This window comes from Erwinia sp. PME.40.26/001 (genome assembly GCF_055556675.1).
Genome location: NZ_JBVHNP010000007.1, coordinates 36,635 through 55,511, shown reverse-complemented (window position 1 = coordinate 55,511; position 18,877 = coordinate 36,635). Strand labels below are relative to the sequence as shown.

Genomic DNA, 18,877 nt, shown 5'->3' with positions numbered 1-18,877 from the left:
CAGATTCAGGGATTGTGTTATGAAAACGTTAGGCGAATTTATCGTCGAGAAACAGCACGACTTTCCGCACGCCACAGGTGAACTGACCGCATTGATCTCCGCGATCAAGCTGGGTGCCAAGATCATCCACCGCGATATCAACAAGGCTGGCCTGGTCGATATTCTGGGTGCCAGCGGCGCTGAGAACATTCAGGGCGAAGAGCAGATGAAGCTCGATCTCTTCGCCAATGAAAAGCTGAAAGCCGCACTGAAGGCACGTGGCATTGTCGCGGGTATCGCGTCTGAAGAAGAAGATGAGATCGTCATCTTCGAAGGCGTAGAAAACGGCAAGTACGTGGTGCTGATGGACCCTCTCGACGGCTCCTCAAACATTGATGTAAACGTTTCTGTCGGAACTATTTTCTCTATCTACCGCCGTATTACCCCACCAGGTACGCCGGTCACGGAAGAAGACTTCCTGCAGCCAGGCAGCCAGCAGGTTGCTGCGGGTTATGTGGTGTATGGTTCATCGACCATGCTGGTTTATACCACCGGCTGTGGCGTACATGCCTTCACCTATGATCCGTCGCTGGGCGTTTTCTGCCTGAGTGCGGAACGTATGACCTTCCCGGAAAAGGGTTACACCTACTCCATCAACGAAGGTAACTACATTCGCTTCCCACAGGGGGTGAAAAAGTACCTGAAATTCTGTCAGGAAGAGGATGCCGCCACGCGCCGTCCTTATACCTCACGCTATATCGGATCGCTGGTGGCTGACTTCCACCGCAACCTGCTGAAAGGCGGGATCTACCTCTATCCAAGCACGGCCAGCCACCCTAAGGGCAAACTGCGCCTGCTGTATGAGTGCAACCCGATGGCATTCCTGGCGGAGCAGGCAGGCGGTAAAGCCTCTGACGGTAAAAACCGTATTCTGGACCTGGTGCCGCAAAGCCTGCATGAGCGCTCGCCGTTCTTTGTCGGCAACGACCACATGGTGGAAGATACCGAACGCTTCCTGCGTGAGTTCCCGGATAACTGATAGCCACGCGCGCGGAGGCCCATCGGCTGTTCAGATGGGCCTTTGAGCAGAACTCGCTGAAAAAAGACGTCATTCCGCAGAACGGGGAGTGACATTTATCACTTTCAGCGCCGCACCCATGGCGAAATTGCTCAACCGCTTAAAATCGTCCTGCTGGTAGCCGAAGATCTTGCCGTCGGTCCGTGCGGCTTGCAGATCAATCAGCACCACGCCCAGCGTGGGTACCACCTTTTCCTGCCAGATAAACAGATACAGACGGTCGTCTATTTTCACGGTCTGACAGCGATCAACATCGGCCAGTCCTTGTTCCCCCCCCTGCAGACAGTGCCAGGCGTAACAGTCAGCGTTCAGATAAAGATGCTCGTAACACTCGTTCGGACTGTAACGATACTGGTTGCGCATCCCGGTCAGTTCATCGCTAAAGGTGTGGCGCACGTTCATATCGCTCCCTCCCTTAAACCAGCCAAAACGCACCTCCGCCTTGACTCCGGTTAGCGGCAAACCCAGTTTGATGCGCTGGAGTGCAGACAGGTGCGCCTGCTGCTGCGTGGGTAACTGACCGCGAACTTCGGTAAAACAGCCGCGATGATGGTCGCAGATCAGCGTCAGCGTCGATGCCGCCCGGCGGTGGTCGATAAAGTCGATAAACTCAATACCGTCACGTAATGAAGTCAGCCGGAACGCGACCGCTGGCTGACTTCCCCACGTCAGCGTTCCGTCCGGATAAAACTGGCACAGCACTTCTTCATCATGATGAAAACAGAACGTCAGTTTGCTCTGCCCGGGCGATGCCGCTGGCAACGTATCGCCGTCCGGGGCGAAGCAGGTGGCCAACTCGCCTACCGGAATATATTTCGCGTTATGACTCATGGGGTACTCCCTGTGCGTGATCAGATCCCCTGAGTGTTAACCGCAGCCGTTGCTGACGCCATCGTTCTTCCGGACGAGGCCATCGGCCGCCCGGAGGAATACAGTAGTCGGATGATCTGCGGTGAGGATGAGGGAGAGAACACAATGAACACTACGGGCTTTTTTTATGATGAACGCTGCTTCTGGCACAGCACCGGGCTTCACGCCACCACGTTACCGGTGGGCGGATGGGTTCAGCCCCCTGCGGGCAGCGGCCACGCGGAGTCACCGGAAAGTAAACGACGCCTGAAGAACCTGCTGGATGTCTCCGGGCTGTCAGCACAGCTGCTGCTGCGTTCAGCGCCGGCAGCCAGTGAAGAGGATTTACTGCGTATCCATCCGGCGCACTACCTGCAACATTTCAGGCAGGTCAGCGACAGCGGCGGCGGGATGCTCGGATTCGATGCGCCAATGGGACCGGGTAGCTATGACTATGCCGCCCTCTCTGCGGGTCTGGTCTGTGCCGCAGTCGGGGCCGTACTGACCGGAGAAATGGACAATGCCTACGCCCTGTCGCGTCCGCCGGGGCATCACTGTCTGCCGGATCAGTCGATGGGCTTCTGCTTTCTGGCCAACATCCCGATTGCCATTGAACACGCCAGAACCCGTTTTGGCTTGCAGCGCGTGGCGGTGGTTGACTGGGATGTGCACCACGGCAACGGTACGCAGCATATCTACTGGCAGCGTAATGATGTTCTGACCTTCTCCCTGCATCAGGACCGCTGTTTTCCGCCGGGGTATTCCGGTGAGAGCGATCGCGGTGCAGGGGCCGGTCTGGGTTATAACATCAATATTCCGCTGCTGGCGGGCAGCGGTCATGATGCGTATCTGTATGCCCTGGATCGGATTGTTATCCCCCAGCTTGAGCAGTTCCAGCCTGAGCTGATCATTATCGCCTGCGGATATGACGCCAATGCGCTGGATCCGCTGGCCCGCATGCAGCTTCACAGCGACAGTTTTCGCGCCATGACGGAGCGCATGATGGCTGCTGCCGCGCAGCTGTGCGGCGGCAGGCTGGTGATGGTCCATGAGGGCGGCTATGCGGAAGCTTACGTGCCCTTCTGCGGGCTGGCAGTTATGGAAACATTAAGCGGGATCCGCACGGCGGTAGAAGACCCGCTGCTGTCGTTTATCTGCCAGCAGCAGCCGCGCGAAGCGTTTATACAGTTCCAGCGCGACGCCCTTGACCAGCTGAGCGCCGAGTGCAGCAGCAGCAGGCGGCCCGGATAAAGCGGGTCCGCCCTCGGCTTTATGCGGTCTGTGCCACCTTAAACACGGCCATGGTGTGAACCAGCTGCTGAGACTGCTCTTCCAGCGACTGAGTCGCCGCAGCGGCCTCTTCCACCAGGGCCGCATTCTGCTGAGCGACTTCGTCCATCTGGGTCACGGCCTGATTTACCTGTTCAATACCGTGGCTCTGTTCCTGGGATGCGCTGGAAATCTCCTTCATCAACGTGGTCACCCGCATCACTTCCGTTGAGATTTCGTCCATGGTTTCACCGGCTTTGGTGGCCATATCTGAACCTTCACTGACGCGGATTTGTGACTCGCTGATCAGGGTTCGGATTTCTTTCGCCGCTGTTGCGCTTCGCTGGGCAAGGTTGCGCACTTCGGTCGCGACGACGGCAAAGCCACGCCCCTGCTCTCCGGCGCGTGCCGCTTCGACTGACGCATTCAGGGCCAAAATATTGGTCTGGAAGGCAATACCATCAATCACACCGAGAATGTCGCCAATACGCTGCGAACTGTTGGAAATCTCTGTCATCTTCTCCATGACATAGCAGACCACTTCCGCACCACGATCGGCCGTATCCGATACGGCCCTGGCCAGTAAATGCGCCTGCTGGGCGTTATCGGCGTTCTGCTTAACCGTGGCGGTGAGCTGTTCCATGCTGGCCGCCGTCTGTTCCAGAGAGGCAGCAGACTCTTCGGTACGCTGTGAGAGGTTGAGATTGCCGGAGGCCAGTTCACGGCTGCCAATGTCGATCTGAATGCTGGCATCCCGCACCAGGCCCACCGAATGCTGAAGAGACGTTTGCATTGCTCCCAGCGCCGCATTCAGACGCCCCAGTTCATTATCACCGCTTTCCGGCACAGGCTGAGTCAGATCCCCACCGGCAACATGTTCAAGGTGTTTAATCGCACTATCAAGAGGCTTCAGCAGCATGACGCGCAGGATCATCCATGCCAGCGCCACCAGCAACAACGTCAGTACCCCGCTGACGAGGATCAGCACTGTCATCAGCGTTTGGTTATGAGCTGCCTGGGCCATCTGCTGTTCGCTGACCTCATCGGCATACTGGCCGAATGCGCCTACCGCCGTAGAGAATTGCCCCGCGAGATGAGAAAGATCCCCTTCCAGAACGGTGTAGTAATCGTCAGCATTCTGTTTTTTCAGTGCGTCCATGAGAGGGGTAATCCCCCTGGCAACGTAGTCCCGGTGAGTCGTTACTACCGCTTCGGCCAGTACCCTCCCATGCTCTGTCACCGTACCGGCATCAATGAATCGTTTCAGCTCGTTTTCGGACAATGCCACGTAGCTGGCAGAGCGCGTGGCAATGCTACCTGCTTCATCGGGCAGACCCACTTCGAGTTTACGTATCGCCAGCGCCGCGGTAGCACGGGCACGCAGCAGATTGCCGTTACTCATATATAACGCATTTAATTCAATGCCCTGAATGCGATTGATAACATCCAGTGAGCGATTTCCTTTCTGAATGGCGATAATCCCCATCACGCTGACAACCAACAGCAGCATGGTCATCAGGGCGAGTAACGCCAGCAAACCCGTACGTATTGAGATTCTTTTCAACATGATTATTTCCCGATAATGTGAAGTCCGGTCATTTCCTGTGCCTGAAACGACAAGGTTATCGGCAATAACATTACCCAGCTTTAACCATAACAATGATTAAATTGATCCAAAACAGGAAACCCGTAAGCGTGAATTAGGGGCATTTCAACGCTTTTGTTGTGGACAAACGTCAGAAGGGAAATGCACCTGAAGGAAAATACAGACGATGAGGAATTAGAACCCTGTAAAAAAAGAGAAATGATTTAACAATGATCAATAAACCAAATTAATCTCCTGACAGCCCTCGTCTTGTTCGGTGGCGAAAAGAGACTCCTGACAAGTGTCATGTCATCGCACTAAGAAAATCACAGATTGTAGAATTTTTAGCAAAACAGACATTTGCTATGCTGCACGAGAAATAACCACAAATACACCAGGGGATTTGTATGTTTGATCATGATACTAAGAGCGGCAGTCTGCCGCCTGATGACATTGGGCGAGATTGAGATGGCGAAGGAAATTTTTCGCGACACGATCATCTCCCCGTAAGTGTGGATCCATAAAGGCAGTGACTTGCCTTTTGGTCTGCAACTCAAGGGGGTGTCTATGTCACCCAATGGAGAAATGTACTTTCGGGTTGAATACAGCCCTGATTTTTCTATAGCCGATATAAGAAGGCAGAACTCAGGTGCCAGGCGGGTTGATATCGCTTTACGCTCACCCACTAAGAAGATGAGACGCCGTTATATTGTCTCTGAATTCAACATGGTCAACGGTGAGCCACCCCCCTTTGCACCGAGTGAATATTCCATACCCCAGCCCGACGTGGAGGATTAGCCATCATCGTGAGCCGGGCATCGCATAGCGCAGCATTTCACTGTCATTGATGCCCCGGCACGGAGCAATCTGAAAGGCGGAAAAAGGAAGGTACTTTGAAGATGACCTGGCTATAATACCCGGCACTCAACCTAAGATGATTGAAGGAATTCATAATGAGCTTGAACCTGGTACCAGCGGGTAAAGACCTGCCAGACGATATCTATGTCGTCATCGAGATCCCGGCAAATGCCTCTCCAATCAAATACGAAGTCGACAAAGAGACTGGCGCACTGTTCGTTGACCGTTTCATGGCGACAGCGATGTTCTATCCGTGCAACTACGGCTACATCAACCACACCCTGTCTCTGGATGGTGACCCGGTTGACGTCCTGGTGCCAACACCGTACCCGTTACAGCCTGGCTCTGTGATCCGCTGCCGTCCGGTTGGCGTGCTGAAAATGACCGACGAATCTGGCGAAGATGCCAAAGTTGTTGCGGTTCCACACAGCAAACTGAGCAAAGAGTACGAGCACATCCAGGATGTGAACGACCTGCCAGAACTGCTGCGCGGCCAGATCACCCACTTCTTCGAGCAGTACAAGGCGCTGGAAAAAGGCAAATGGGTTAAGGTTGATGGCTGGGAAGGCGTTGAAGCCGCGAAAGCAGAGATCGTCTCTTCCTTCGAGCGCGCAGCGAAGAAGTAATTCTTCAGCACGGCCGATGAGACAACGCTTTACAGCCTCTGGCCGTGATTGCGCTATTAAAAAACACCGCAGTGCGGTGTTTTTTTTCGCCTGTACCTGCCGCTAGTCGACGAGGGATACCGTAATGTCATTGCCGGGCTGATAATCATCCTGGATGGCAAAAAGCCGGTCTGTAAACACAGGCCTGACCGACAGAACAAAGTTTAAATGCTGTCCAGTGCCTGTCGTCTCGATCTCACTGCCCGGCAGCAGCGCCCCCGACGTCAGTTCACCCTCCCGCGTCTGCTTCCCCCCTGCGGAAATCTCACGGTAAGCAGTGACGTTATTGTCCAGTACCAGCGCGGAGAGGTTTATTTCCAGGTCTCCGTCACGGCCAAAGGCGAACTTTCGCTGAGGGCCACTGTGGCCGTTAAAAGCCAGGCGGATTTGACGGGGCTCATCGCACTCCACACGAAATGCGGCGGAACGCGACGCCAGCTGATTTTTACCCCCCTCCCCGCCCGATATCTGGGAGTTTATCCTGCCATAATCCAGCATTCCGGTTCCCGAACTAATACGGCACCCGGCCTGAGCCAGCCCGGAACACAGCAGCACACTGGCGACCAGCAGCCACAGCGGCCGTTGGCCGCGCAGTCGCGAACATTTTTTACCGTCCATTTTCCGTTCCTTCATTTTTCCCGTGTCATACCAGCAGTGCCGTGAAGAAATTAGCCATGATGACCGAGGGGTTGTGTAAACAGACCTGCGACATAGCCGTACTTAGACAGGCTCTGGATCTGAATCTGATTGCTGTTTTTCAGCGTAGCGGCATCCGGTGCCTTAACGGTCAGCGTTTCACCAGGAAGAATGTAGCTCTTACTCAGAGTGATATTTTTCATTGAGGGCAGCAGCGCGAGGGTCTGTGACAGCCGTACGACATAAAGGCTCGGGTTAACGATGGTTAAAATGCCATGATTTTCCGTAAACGTCAGCGCCTGCCAGGGATCAGACTTCACCGGCAGACTGGCCGGATGAATAATGATCGGCAGATCCTGACGGAGGCTTAAGCCCACGGAATGAGAACCCGCCAGTACCTGCGTGGGGATCCCTTCCAGAATCACCCGCTTCATGTGTTCCGTTTTCAGCGGGCCACGAGTATGCAGCAGGAAGCGCAGCCGCTGGGTCTGTCCTGCCGCGAGGCGCGTCACCGGCTGGGTCACCAGCAGCTGCGGCTGTGGGTCATCCGGCAGGTTATAAACCTTCACATACAGCAGCGCCTCGTGATCGGCTGTGTTGGTGACATTCAGGCTGCCGCCCTCTGCCGCCTCATTGATCATCAGCATCGAGGTTTCAGGCTTCATCACCGCAGATGCAGGCAGTGTGATAAGCAGAATCACCCCCCCATACAGCACACAGTAACGGCGGAAGAGATCGGTAAAACGCTCTGACAACCGGGCCATCAGAGGTACACAATATCAAAGGTGGCGCTGCCTGCAATCGTCACTTCATCTGCCGTCCCCAGGGCATCGCGCGCCACGATCCAGGGGGTGACCTTCATATCAAAAACCACGTTTTTTGCCGGGATGGGTACGCGCAGCATATCCGAAGTAAAGGAGACCAGCTCTTCGCCCTTATACTTCCACAGCACACTGCTTTTTGCCTCTGACCAGTTTTTTCCTTCGTCGGCGGAGACCGTAAGCCTCTGCATCGGATGCCCGTCCACCATGGATCTGTCGGCCAGCGTCATAATGCTGTAAGCACCAATATTTTTTCCGGCGGTGGTGGCTCCCAGGCTAAAACTGGTCTCAGCGGTTTTTCCGTCTATTCTCGCGTCCCCGGCTTTTTCTGCAATATCTCTGGCACGCACCGCAAACAGCGTTGGCGTTTCACAGCTGATATTCAGCTTAATACCCTTCGGCGGCAGTGACGTTGATTTGGACGATGAGAGGCTGGCGGCGCTGATCATCTGCCAGTCCAGCACGCCTCCGCCATCAAAGCGAATATCACAGGAAGCGGGCTGAATGGCACCCCGCACCTGCAAAGTCACCTGATTGCTGGCATGGGCTGTCGCACTGAGCCCCCCTGCCGCCAGCAGCGTGATGCCGTAAAAGCTATTTTTAAGTTCCATGGCCCAATTCCTTTCTGTGGCACAGGTTATGCCTTATGGCGGCACAGGTTAAATGCAGACACCGCTAATTTTCTGATAAGGGCTGTCGCTATCAGGCTGTTCTTTCAGTTGGTAGGTGAAGCTGCAACGTTTATCGCCCCCTGCCACATCAATCAACAGCGTGGCGCTTACTGCTGAATTATTCAAATAAATCAGTCCATTATCTATAGCGATTGTCAGCATCTCCCCCCTTTCATCCATTACCTTACTGCCGCGGGGTAATGCCGTACCATCACTCAGGGTAAGATCGAGCAGTACGCGTCGGCTGGTCAGCACCGTGTAGTTAATACGCTTAACGCTTCCCCGCGCCAGCGTGACGCTATAGTGACCGTTATTCACGTCCGCTTTTTTCGGCAGTGTTTCCGTATCCAGGTCCAGGTTAGCGGGCTTCCATGCGGGCAGCTGAGGGGCGAGCGCCAGGCCGCGCCAGTCCGTCCAGGTGGTGCCCCCCGGCGTACTGATCGCCACGTTTGCCAGCCTTTCATTCATGGCGATCATGCCAAACGTCTGGCCAACGGGAATGGTGGAGAAAAGCACATTTTTACCGACGACGCCGATACCACCGCTGCCACTAACGGAGTAGTTGCTGGAATGATCATTACTGCTGCCTGCCGCGAGAGACAAATTGGTATAATGCAGATTGGCGCTAAGGCCCCCCTGAACCGACTGGTTATGATGCTTAACATCCCGCTCCGCAGACAGGTTATAACCCACGTCAGGGGTGACCGGTCCGCTGATTTGCGCCCCCAGATGGCTCCGCTCGCGTGAAGTCCGGTAATAGCTGTTCACGTACTGTTGGCCTAATGGAAGACTGGCGTTAACTGCCAGCTGTTTATTGCTTTTATTCAAGCCCGTGCTGTGGGAATAACTGACCGTCAGCATCATCTTTTTAATGTTGGTGCCCCAGCTCACCATATTGTAACGGTTTGTCGACTGGCTTCGGTCAAAGCTGGTGCTTTCCGCGTGGCTAAGGGAAAACGTGCCCAGCCAGGGGGTCGCCCAGCTGGCTGATAGCGTATATTGCGTATTATCTTTATCGTAATAGTCCTGGGTTGGCATACTGGCCTGATTAAGTGAGGCATAAGAAGGCGTGCTTTTACTGACACTGCCCCCAATCGATAACCCTTCGGCGATCAGATAATCTGCAGACATTGACAGCTGCGCACTGCGTGTACCGTGATAGCGGTCATAGGCCGCCGTGATCTGCGCGGCAAGTTGTAACCCCTGGGACACCTGTCGCCCCAGCGACAGCGCTAACGCCTGATATTTCTCTGACAGCAGAAGCCCGCTCTGCGCCAGTAACCGCTCCATGGGTCGCCAGTTCTGATTCATGGTAAGCAACAGCGGAGCCCCCGATCCCCCGCCGCCAATTGAGCGAAGCGTACCGGTTGCCAGAGAGAAACCCTGTCTGCCGCGAGGATTAACGTTGACCATTCGGTTGGCGGGCACGGTAAACTGCTGGCGCTGACCGTTGGTTTCCAGCACGGTAACATCCAGATCGCTGTTCAGATTTTTCAAAGGAATGTGGTTCAGGCGAAAAGGCCCGGCGGGCACCAGCGTGTTGTAAATCAGCACGCCGTACTGGCGTACCTCGACCCGCGCCTGCGGGGTGCCAGCGATCCCCTCCACCACGCCCTCAGCGTCACCATTTTGCTGAAATCCCTCATCAGGTATCAGCTGGATTCCGTTAATATCGCCCAGAGCAAACAGCGTATTACTGACGCCTATTTGCCCAACCTGAAAACGTTTCTGCCAGCGTTCAAAGGCACGTTCAGCGTACAGTGAGTTCATATCAGTACTGAGACTTCCCTCCTGCAGGCTTAGCTGCTGCAAGCTGCGCACCATCCAGTTGGAGACATTGAAACCGTCTTCCAGCGTGAGAAAACTGTAACGATTATTGCTACCTTTGCTTCGGTTTACCGAACTGAAATAGTTATAGTTCAGCAACGCCCCCACCCCCCCAGGTTCACCGGTGATCGCCTCATCCTTCGGGAGTAAGCGTTCCTCCGGTACAACGAGACTGGCGGAAAGGTTTTGCGTATCAAAACGGATGCTGATGGCAGGGTCCTGCGCCACCCAGTCGAAGCATTCCGTATCGGATAACGGTTTACTTGTGGGTAGCCTTAAACCCAACTGGTTTAGCAGTACAGGAGTAAAGCACAGCCCGCCTTTTTGATTAAATATCACATCAAAAGCGCCACGAAACTCGCCGTTGACGCTCATATCGACCAGCGCGGGCCCGGGGGGGAAATGAGTCTGGTTGTCGAGTTGGGTCAGTAAAGCAGGATCAATCCCCCTCGCCTTGAAGATCCTTTCAGTGAGAGACTCCCGGGTAGCAGCGGATACTGGGGCATCAGAGGACAGCGATATTTTCTGTATTCGAAGGGGATCTTCGGTTTTTTCCTGTGCGCAGAGATAGGCGGGCGTCAATGCACCTGCCGTGAGCAGCACACAGTGGCATAATTTGTGTGAGTTATTGCGGTATGCGCAGAACACAATTCACTCCCCGTGACTTACGGGTAGCTCGACATCACCAATCTTGTAACCGTACTGCGAAACCGTATCAATGCGTACATTCGTGGTTTGCGCCAGTGCGTGTTTATCCGGGGACGCGACAAAGACCGTCTCTCCCGGCAGAATATAGTTTTTAGCCAGCACGAGGTTTTTTCTGCCGGGTATCAGGGTAATATTGGGTGCCATTCTGACCACCCATTCACCGGTATTGCTTACCGTCAGCGTTCCCTGTTTAACCGACCATTGTAACTTTTTCCAGGGTTCATTATTTTTTGCCAGTCTGGCTGGATGAATGATCACTGGCAAATTCTGTCGCAAGCTGATTTCTACACTGTTGTTTTCTCTCGTCTTGAGCGGAATGCCTTCAAATGTTACCCGTTTGATATGTTCAGTGGTGAGCGGACGGTCACTGGTCAGGACAAAACGCACCCGCTGAGTCTGGCCTGCCGGCACACGCACTACCGGTTGGGTCACGATCAGCTGCGGATGTTTGTCATCGGGCAGATCAATCACCTTAACGTACAGTAACGCATCCTCATTATCGGTATTCGTGACGTTAATACTGCCGCCTCCGGCCTCTTCTTTGATTAACACTAACGATGATTTCGGCTGCATCACTGCACTGGCAGGAAGGATAGCGAGCAAAGAGAGCAATGACAGAGATAAGCGCAGAAGCTTAAAGAACATAGTATTCATCCATGAATCTATTATATAAAAAAGCCACCGGCAAAGCGTGCTATTACGGGTGGACGCAAGCAGCGCTGCCGGCAGCAACTTCAATTAAATATAAATGACTTCAAATGTAGTACTGCCGCTGTACTCAATAGCGCTTCCCAGCGTTCCTTCAGGAGACGGGGCAATCCACGGCTGAACTTCGATGGCATAGGTTTTATTCGTTGCGCTGCTACGCAGATACTTATTTTCACCTTCGCTGGTCGTCATATCCAGCGCATAATCTTTACCAATGATTGATGTATGAAAGTACGCGTAGTCCGCATTGTCAGGTTGTTCACTCCAGATACCATTTGTGAAGGTAACCATACCCGATGCTTTGGCTTGATCAGCAGAGCTTCCCGCCGTCAGCGCTTTGATGCTATAGCCAGCAGTCGGGGAAATTCCCTCAGAAAGAGACTTCATTCTAAAGTAGTTGCCTGTCATTGACGGTAATGGGCCGGCCAACGCTAGCCCCGTGGTGTTATTATCAACGGCTTTGACGGCGAACATCATTTTTCCCGGACAATTCACATTAATGGTTAACAGCTGAGCGGGTAAATCTGTGTACAGGTGGTTTTTAATTGAATCAGGGTCCACATCCCAGCCCAGTGAGGCAGTAGGAAGGGTGACATCACAGCTACCAGGCGCGATGGTGGCTTTCAGTTCCATCTTTGCGCTTCCGCTCGCCAGTGCCTGACCGGAGGCCATTACACCGACGATAAGAGCTGCAAGCGTGGTTATCTTTTTCATTTCAATAATCCTTTATTTACTATAAATTTAAGTCAATAACCAAGCCAATATTGGCAGGCATGACCTCCTTTATAAACATTGGCAAATATTCTTTACCACGTTTATTTCTGGGTGCTCCTTTCCTGAAAAAGGACAATGGAACAACTCAATTAATAATGGATAAATGAGGCATACTCTGAGAATATAAAAACCCAAGAGAACCCAAACCATAAACCATTCAACTAACGCGACCAGATAAAATTAAAAAAACTAAACTCAAAAATCTGAGGTGGGAGTTTTAAACAAAAAGAAATAAATGACAATAATAAAAACCACAAAAAAACCACAAAAAAAACCCAAACAACATTTCATTTCATGCACCGGCAGTAATTCAGTAAAAAGAATCGCAGAAAACGACTGAGGCCTCAGACATTAAGAAAACCCATAAAATAAGAAATAACTTAGATTAACACGGAGGTATTCTTTAATAACGCGATGACCCCATCATGCTGAGGGCTCAGCCTGCCCACGCTATTCATTTAGCTATGGCAGCCTGAATAAAGAGAAAAGCCGCCTTCAGAGAAGGCGGCTTGCTTGAAAAATAAACAACGGCAGGATTGACGACTACTCTGCGTCTCTCAACAACCAGTCGCCGCTGGAGATGCGCTTTTTACCGGTGACCGAACGCTGATACACGTACAGCCAGGCACTACCGTAAGGGGTGGATAACAGCTCACGCTTATACTCACCGCCTTTGGTCCTGAGCGCATCCAGTTCGCCCAGCGTGGAGGCATCAATTCGGTACACTTCACAATAAACCTGGCCCTCACCCGCTACAACGCCCGGGTAATGACCAAGATTGTAGAGCACGTAGCCGTCGATCTGATGATCGCCCAACCACTGCCCGTTCGTCATCCAGTGACTGTTACCTTGCTTACGCCGCAGGCTACCATAGACAATTATTCGCATTGCTAAAACTCAAACTGATAGAGCACATCCAGTGCCTGATCGATACCAGACACGGCTTCCAAATAGAGTTTGGGCATCAGGCGGTAACGCAGCGTTAACGTCGCCAGTGAATCAAATATGCCAACACCGTATTTTACCTGTAGACCCGGCAGTACATAGCCACTGACCTGCACCTGCTGACTATCGCCAACCCCTGCAGTATCCAGCGCCAGATTACTGACCCCGAAGGTCTCACCGATTTTACCCACAACCTGACCACTTTGTGCAACCCCCAATCCTACCAGAGCGGAAGTTAATGCATCACTATCGCTACCAGAAGCGCCTAATCCCTGTCCGCGAAGCAGATAGGATAGCGCTTCCTGTTGCGATTTCGCCGGGTCAGAGAAGATCTCCACCTTGGGTTCATCCGCCAGTCCAGTCACGCGCACACCTGCGGTGACATCATCTTCAGTGGCTTCCGGGTTTCGTATCGCTTCGATATTAACGTAGGGTTGATCGGGCGGGCCGGAGAATTGCAGCTCACCTTTACGCACAATCAGGTCCTGACCGTAAGCGTGGAAACGACCCGACGGGATATTAATCTGGCCATTCAGTCCCAACCCTCGTTTATCCTGAGCCAGCTTCAGGTCGCCGTTCAGCTTCGCTTTCAGACCGAAGGCGCTCAGACGGACATCATTACCGACGTGAATAATCAGGTTGCTGTTAATGGGAATACCGCTGGTTTTGGGTGCCACCGGCTTCAGATCTTTATCAAGCATCACCTCGTCAGAAGAGACACCCACCGCACTTTCCGGGACCTCCTGCACCGTAATACGGGCCCACGGGATATCCACACGTCCGTCCAGATTAAACAGCTCTGGCGTCGCTTCAAATACCAGGTCTGGCGAAACATCCATCCTGACCATCGGTGGTACCGTGACGCGGACCCTGCTCCCTTTCGCCGCAATACGGGCACGCCATGCTTCCAGCTGGTTCCAGTCTGCATCGCCGTTTAAGGCAATCTGCCCCTGTGATGTCTGGATGGCGCCCTCCAGGGTAGAACTCATACCGTTAAACACCATCGACAGGTTAGCGGCTGTCAGGTCCACCGGCATGAAGCTACCGTCAACGTCAACATTGCGCAACCCAAGCTGACCGTACACCTGCGGCCGTTGCAGATCGCCCCCCAGACGCAGATTGCTGTTGAGCATCCCGGTGATTTTCTCTCCTTTCATCAGCGCAGGGTTCAGCATTGCCAGCGACAGGCTGGTGATGTTGACGTTACCGGACAATGTCCGCCGCCCTTCGGGATCGGCAATCTGCACGTTACCATCAAGCTGACCGTTGTTGGCAATGCGGATCAGCCAGTCAAGTTGCGCCCGGCCATTTTTCAGGGCAGCGTTCAGGTTGAGCGTGCTGAACGCGATCGGCAGGGTATTGCCCTGCACATCCTGCTCCACTTTTACACCGTTGCCTTTCAGGGAAACCCGTCCGGTCGGCAGCGCGCCATCGGCAGTCCAGCTGACGTCCGCATCGCCGCTGAACACGCCGGTCAGTTGGGTAGCTTCCGGCATAAACGGCTTGATCATCGCCAGATTGAAGCGGCTGAGGACGACGCGCGCACGGCCCGATGGCCCGGCTTCGATGGTCTGCGGCACGCAAAGTTCTGCGTCAGGATTCTGCCAGCAGTGAGGTCCGATGCTGACCGTCTGTTTCGCATTCAGGTAGTCCAGCGCGATGGCGCGGGTTAAGCGCCACTCCCCCACCGGCGTATCAAAGCGGGTGTTGTTAAGATTACCCTGCCAGCGCTGTGTCGCACGATCAAAGCTGCCGTTTAGCGCTAACTGCCCTGAGACCGGTTCCCCCTGGACGACGAGCTTCATCTGATGCTGCTTTTCAGTGCCGCTGGCATCCAGCGTCAGCAGATTGACCGCCAGTGCGTCCTGCTTAAGCTGTTCAACGCGCAGTTTAAGCTTGCCCTGGATCTGCTCGCCCGAGCTGACGTCACCATCGAGTTTAATACGCCCAATGCGCATTGCCTGCCAGCGCAGTCCGGTCGCCGTCAGGTCGGCCAGCAGCTGCGGGGTTGTCAGGTCGCCACGGGCGCGGATGGTGCCTTTCGCTACACCGCCGAGGCCCGGCAGTGCATTGTCCAGGTGCTGAGCATCAATATCAGCATCCAGGTTCAGCTTATCACCCAGCGATCCTTTCAGATTGACGTTGTTACGCCCCAGCACCAGCTTAATCCCGGGGATATCCCACTGATTGTAACTGTTACCGTACAGCGTACCGTCAGCGCTGACCGCATTATTCCGCACGTTACCCTTAAGTTTCAGCTCCGGGACGCGCATCTGCCAGCTACCGCCGTACAGGCTGCCACGCGTGGAGATTTTGCCATCCAGCTTCGCCGGCCAGTCAGGATACTGTTTCGCGGTGTTAATGCCCGACAGCGTAAGCTCGCTGCGCCAACTTATCGCTTTCCGCCAGTCCACCAGCGCCGTCAGATCGGTATTGCCCTGCAGGGCCGCCAGCCGCAGTTTATCCAGCGAAAACTGTTCAACGTTGCCTTTACCGTCCAGTGTCAGCGTCGCTGGTGGCAGATCCTGTCCTTTCAGCGCGGCTTTCAGGGACATCACGTAGTCTGTCGCCTGACCTTTGAACGTAAAGTTAACATTGTCGGCCTGATACTGTGCCTGCCCATCTAACGGCCAGCGCAACTGAGGGCTTTGTAAGGTCATATTCAGCGGTAAGCCCACTTCAGCCAGCCTCGTATCCGCATCAAGCTGTGCGCGCACCGGACCGGAAAGGTTCAGTCCCAGCGTCAGCGTATCGCGCAGCCCACCGCCCAGCGTCATTTTGATCTTCTCACCTTTGATCGGATCAACGTTGATCTGGCTGTAAAGCGTGAAACTCACCGGCCAGTCACCGCTGAGTGTCGCCTGCCCCTGAGCGTTAAGCTGTCCCTGCGGTGAGTCGACATCCAGCGTCTGCAACTGCAGCTGATTATTTTCGGTTTTGGCCTTCACCAGCAGTCGCTGTACAGCGATATCGGTATCCCCCGTAATCCGCAGCTGCTCGCCGAGGATCTCCTGCACGTCGACATCCAGCGGCAGGGTAAACGCCGGCAGATCCGGCAGCACAGGTTTAGCAAACATCGCCGTGAGTGTTTCACCCAGCGAGGGTTCACCAGCAGCAGGCCGCTGCACTTTCGGCTGAACAACCTGCTCATCGGCGACTTTCGCCGCCTTCGGCAGCGCAATCAGTAAACCCTGAATATGCGTCGGCGTCAGCGTCATAGAACGCCCCTGCCAGTGCAGCCCGCTGGTGAAGTCGGCCAGCGAAATGGCCGTATCATCAATTTTTATATTGATGTTATGCAGCGCCAGCCGGCTGAGGGTGAGGGGATAAGGGGTGCTGATGTCACCGCCGCTGCTCTCTTCCTCTACCGGCGGGTTGGCGGGTGGCGGCATCTTTTTGCTGTCCACAACCACGTTGACGTCTTTCAGCGCCAGGTCATTGACGCAGAACGCGCTCTGCTTCAGGCAGCCGAGCTTCAGGGAAAGATGAAGCTCACCCGCATTGACGGTAACGCCCGGCATTTCATACTTCACGCCAGCGATCGTCAGGTCACGCCAGCCGCCTTTGACCTGCTGGATATCCAGCCCCGGAACCCAGCGGGCCGCTCCGTTCAGTACCATATGCAGGCCGCTGGTCGTGCCAATGAGAAATGCGATGCCGCCAAACAACAGCACAATAAAAATCAAAATGCCAATCAGGCCCTTTTTCCACCACTTCATAGTTCAGGCCCCAGTCCAATGTAAAACTGAATATCGCGATCGTCCCGATCGCCAATCGGCCGGGCTATGTCCAGCTTGATCGGCCCGACGGGGGACTGCCAGCGCACGCCAAAACCGGCACCGGTTTTAAAATTACTCTGCTTGATATCATTGACCGCCTCACCGGAATCAACAAACACCGCCCCCCACCACTTTCCGGTGACGTTATATTGATACTCCAGCGATCCGGTGGCCAGCTTGGAGGCACCGGTCAGCTTTCCTTCGTCATCCCGGGGGGAAATACCTTTGTACTTATAGCCGCGGATGCTGCGGTCCCCCCCGGCAAAGAAACGCAGATCGGGTGGCACTTTTTCAAAATTATTGGTTTCAATCCAGCCGAGGTTGCCCCGCACCACAAACCGGTGTTTGTCTTCCAGCGTGCGGATCCAGACGTTTTGTGCCTGCATCACCGCAAAGTCGATATCTGAGCCCCAGGTGGTGTCAGAAACATCGACTGAGTAGCGCTGCGAGTCACCCCACGTCGGCATCAGACCGCCGCGCGAGCGCGTACGGTTAACGCTGACACCCGGGTAGATCAGCATCGTGGTGTTGGTGACACTGCCCTGAGTAAAGTGGTCAAGACTCCAGCGCAGATTGACGGCGCGTTGCCAGCCGCTGGAGCTGTCCCAGTAGCGTGACGCGGCCAGCGTGGTGGAGTCGGCCTTGGTGTCATTAAGATCGGTACGTTTGAGTCCCCCCTGCAGCAGGTAATACTGCTCCAGCGGGCTTTTGCGCAATGGCATCTTATAGCTGAAATCTAACTGCTGTTCCGGTGCCGAAATATTGGCACTGGTACTGAAGCTGTGCCCACGGTCATTGACCCAGGGCTTCTTCCAGGTGGCCTTGACGCGCGGGCCGACGTCCGTCGAGTAACCGACACCGGTTTCAATCGTGTTCTCGGTGCGCGGCGAAACGACGCCATGCAGCGGCAGCACCTTGCTGTCACGTCCTTTATCAAATTCGGGGGCAATCACCACCGAATTAAACCAGCCGGTTGCGGATAAGCGGCGGTTAAGCTCTGCCAGATCGCGGGAAGTGTAGTAATCCCCCTTTTTGAAGGGCACCAGATTTTGCAGATAATCATCACGGATTTGTGAACCTTCGAAGCTGACATCGCCAAAGCGATAGCGCTGGCCGCTGTCATAATCGAGATCCCAGAACGCCTCACGACGTTCCACCGACACGCCCAGCTGACTTTTGCGGTAGTCACCGTCAAAGTAGCCTTTACGTAACGCCATATTGCTCAGCGAACTTTTGAACTTCTCGTAATCACCGTGGTTAAGTATCGTACCCAGCTTGGGTTTTCCGTTACGCACCAGTGCCTGATAATCTTCATCCGTGCGGGCTCCGCCGCGCAGGATCACCGTTTCTCCGGCGATTTTCACCGGCTTCCCCGGCGTGACCCGGGCCAGCAGCACCTGGCGTTTGCCGCCCTCAGGCGGTGGCAGCAGCTCGAAATCGATCTGCGGTTCATAGTAACCGAGCGCTTTAAGCCCTTCTTTTACGGCATCGCTGACGCGCGAACGAAACCGCCCGTCGGAGGTGACTTCATCATTGGTGATGGTGGATAAACGTGCCCTGACGTTCTTTTGTAATTCCCCGGATAACCCTGTTACCTGCAAACGAACATTCGCAGCCTGGGCGACAGGCGCGACGATCAGCAGGCAAGACATGCAGTACACATGAATTCGTGGCACGCTTACTCCCGTTTTTATTGCCAGCCCGCAATCCAAAGGGCTTAATCTG

At 54.3% G+C, this 18,877-nt stretch carries 14 protein-coding genes; 3 read left to right on the top strand and 11 right to left on the bottom strand.

Annotation, left to right across the window (positions count from 1 at the left end; all coding sequences use genetic code 11):
* Positions 1-19: 19 nt before the first annotated feature.
* The gene (gene fbp / locus ACZ3HG_RS17900) at positions 20-1,018 is read left to right on the top strand and encodes a class 1 fructose-bisphosphatase (protein ID WP_062745606.1); all 999 of its coding nucleotides are present in this window, start codon (positions 20-22) and stop codon (positions 1,016-1,018) included.
* A gap of 69 nt (positions 1,019-1,087) precedes the next feature.
* On the opposite strand, the gene ACZ3HG_RS17895 is transcribed toward fbp, so the two are convergent.
* A complete protein-coding gene (locus tag ACZ3HG_RS17895) occupies positions 1,088-1,888 on the bottom strand; it encodes a MoaF C-terminal domain-containing protein (protein WP_191934313.1) in 801 nt (266 codons plus the stop codon).
* 144 nt (positions 1,889-2,032) lie between these two features.
* On the opposite strand from ACZ3HG_RS17895, the gene ACZ3HG_RS17890 reads away from it, so the two are divergent.
* Positions 2,033-3,157: a class II histone deacetylase gene (locus ACZ3HG_RS17890; protein WP_191934314.1), complete on the top strand. Its 1,125-nt coding sequence runs from the start codon at positions 2,033-2,035 to the stop codon at positions 3,155-3,157.
* Between the two features lie 19 nt (positions 3,158-3,176).
* On the opposite strand, the gene ACZ3HG_RS17885 is transcribed toward ACZ3HG_RS17890, so the two are convergent.
* Complete coding sequence (locus ACZ3HG_RS17885) at positions 3,177-4,742, bottom strand: methyl-accepting chemotaxis protein (protein WP_191934315.1); 1,566 nt, start codon at positions 4,740-4,742, stop codon at positions 3,177-3,179.
* A 971-nt stretch (positions 4,743-5,713) separates the two neighbouring features.
* Here ACZ3HG_RS17885 and ppa point away from each other — a divergent pair.
* Positions 5,714-6,244 carry an inorganic diphosphatase gene (gene ppa, locus ACZ3HG_RS17880; protein ID WP_133842529.1) on the top strand — a complete coding sequence of 177 codons (531 nt, stop codon included), beginning with the start codon at positions 5,714-5,716 and terminating at the stop codon, positions 6,242-6,244.
* A gap of 102 nt (positions 6,245-6,346) precedes the next feature.
* Here ppa and ACZ3HG_RS17875 read toward each other — a convergent pair whose 3' ends face one another.
* The 9 genes from ACZ3HG_RS17875 to tamA form a co-directional block, all read right to left on the bottom strand.
* A complete protein-coding gene (locus ACZ3HG_RS17875) occupies positions 6,347-6,901 on the bottom strand; it encodes a DUF1120 domain-containing protein (RefSeq protein WP_465333661.1) in 555 nt (184 codons plus the stop codon).
* Positions 6,902-6,951: 50 nt separating this feature from the next.
* Positions 6,952-7,683 carry a fimbria/pilus chaperone family protein gene (locus tag ACZ3HG_RS17870; protein WP_465333659.1) on the bottom strand — a complete coding sequence of 244 codons (732 nt, stop codon included), beginning with the start codon at positions 7,681-7,683 and terminating at the stop codon, positions 6,952-6,954.
* Entirely contained in the window at positions 7,683-8,351 is a 669-nt protein-coding gene (locus ACZ3HG_RS17865; protein ID WP_465333657.1) for a DUF1120 domain-containing protein, read from the bottom strand. The genes ACZ3HG_RS17870 and ACZ3HG_RS17865 overlap by 1 nt, the downstream gene beginning before the upstream one ends.
* 48 nt (positions 8,352-8,399) lie before the next feature.
* Positions 8,400-10,841, bottom strand: a complete 2,442-nt coding sequence (locus ACZ3HG_RS17860; RefSeq protein WP_465333756.1) for a fimbria/pilus outer membrane usher protein — start codon at positions 10,839-10,841, stop codon at positions 8,400-8,402.
* 48 nt (positions 10,842-10,889) lie between these two features.
* Positions 10,890-11,591 carry a fimbria/pilus chaperone family protein gene (locus tag ACZ3HG_RS17855; protein ID WP_465333655.1) on the bottom strand — a complete coding sequence of 234 codons (702 nt, stop codon included), beginning with the start codon at positions 11,589-11,591 and terminating at the stop codon, positions 10,890-10,892.
* Positions 11,592-11,684: 93 nt separating this feature from the next.
* Positions 11,685-12,368 carry a hypothetical protein gene (locus ACZ3HG_RS17850; protein WP_465333653.1) on the bottom strand — a complete coding sequence of 228 codons (684 nt, stop codon included), beginning with the start codon at positions 12,366-12,368 and terminating at the stop codon, positions 11,685-11,687.
* Positions 12,369-12,971: 603 nt separating this feature from the next.
* Positions 12,972-13,316, bottom strand: a complete 345-nt coding sequence (locus ACZ3HG_RS17845) for a gamma-glutamylcyclotransferase family protein (protein WP_191934322.1) — start codon at positions 13,314-13,316, stop codon at positions 12,972-12,974.
* A gap of 2 nt (positions 13,317-13,318) precedes the next feature.
* Positions 13,319-17,092 carry an autotransporter assembly complex protein TamB gene (gene tamB / locus ACZ3HG_RS17840; RefSeq protein WP_465333651.1) on the bottom strand — a complete coding sequence of 1,258 codons (3,774 nt, stop codon included), beginning with the start codon at positions 17,090-17,092 and terminating at the stop codon, positions 13,319-13,321.
* Positions 17,089-18,804 (bottom strand): autotransporter assembly complex protein TamA, encoded by a 1,716-nt coding sequence (gene tamA, locus ACZ3HG_RS17835; protein WP_191934382.1) that lies wholly within the window; start codon positions 18,802-18,804, stop codon positions 17,089-17,091. The genes tamB and tamA overlap by 4 nt, the downstream gene beginning before the upstream one ends.
* Positions 18,805-18,877 lie beyond the last annotated feature (73 nt).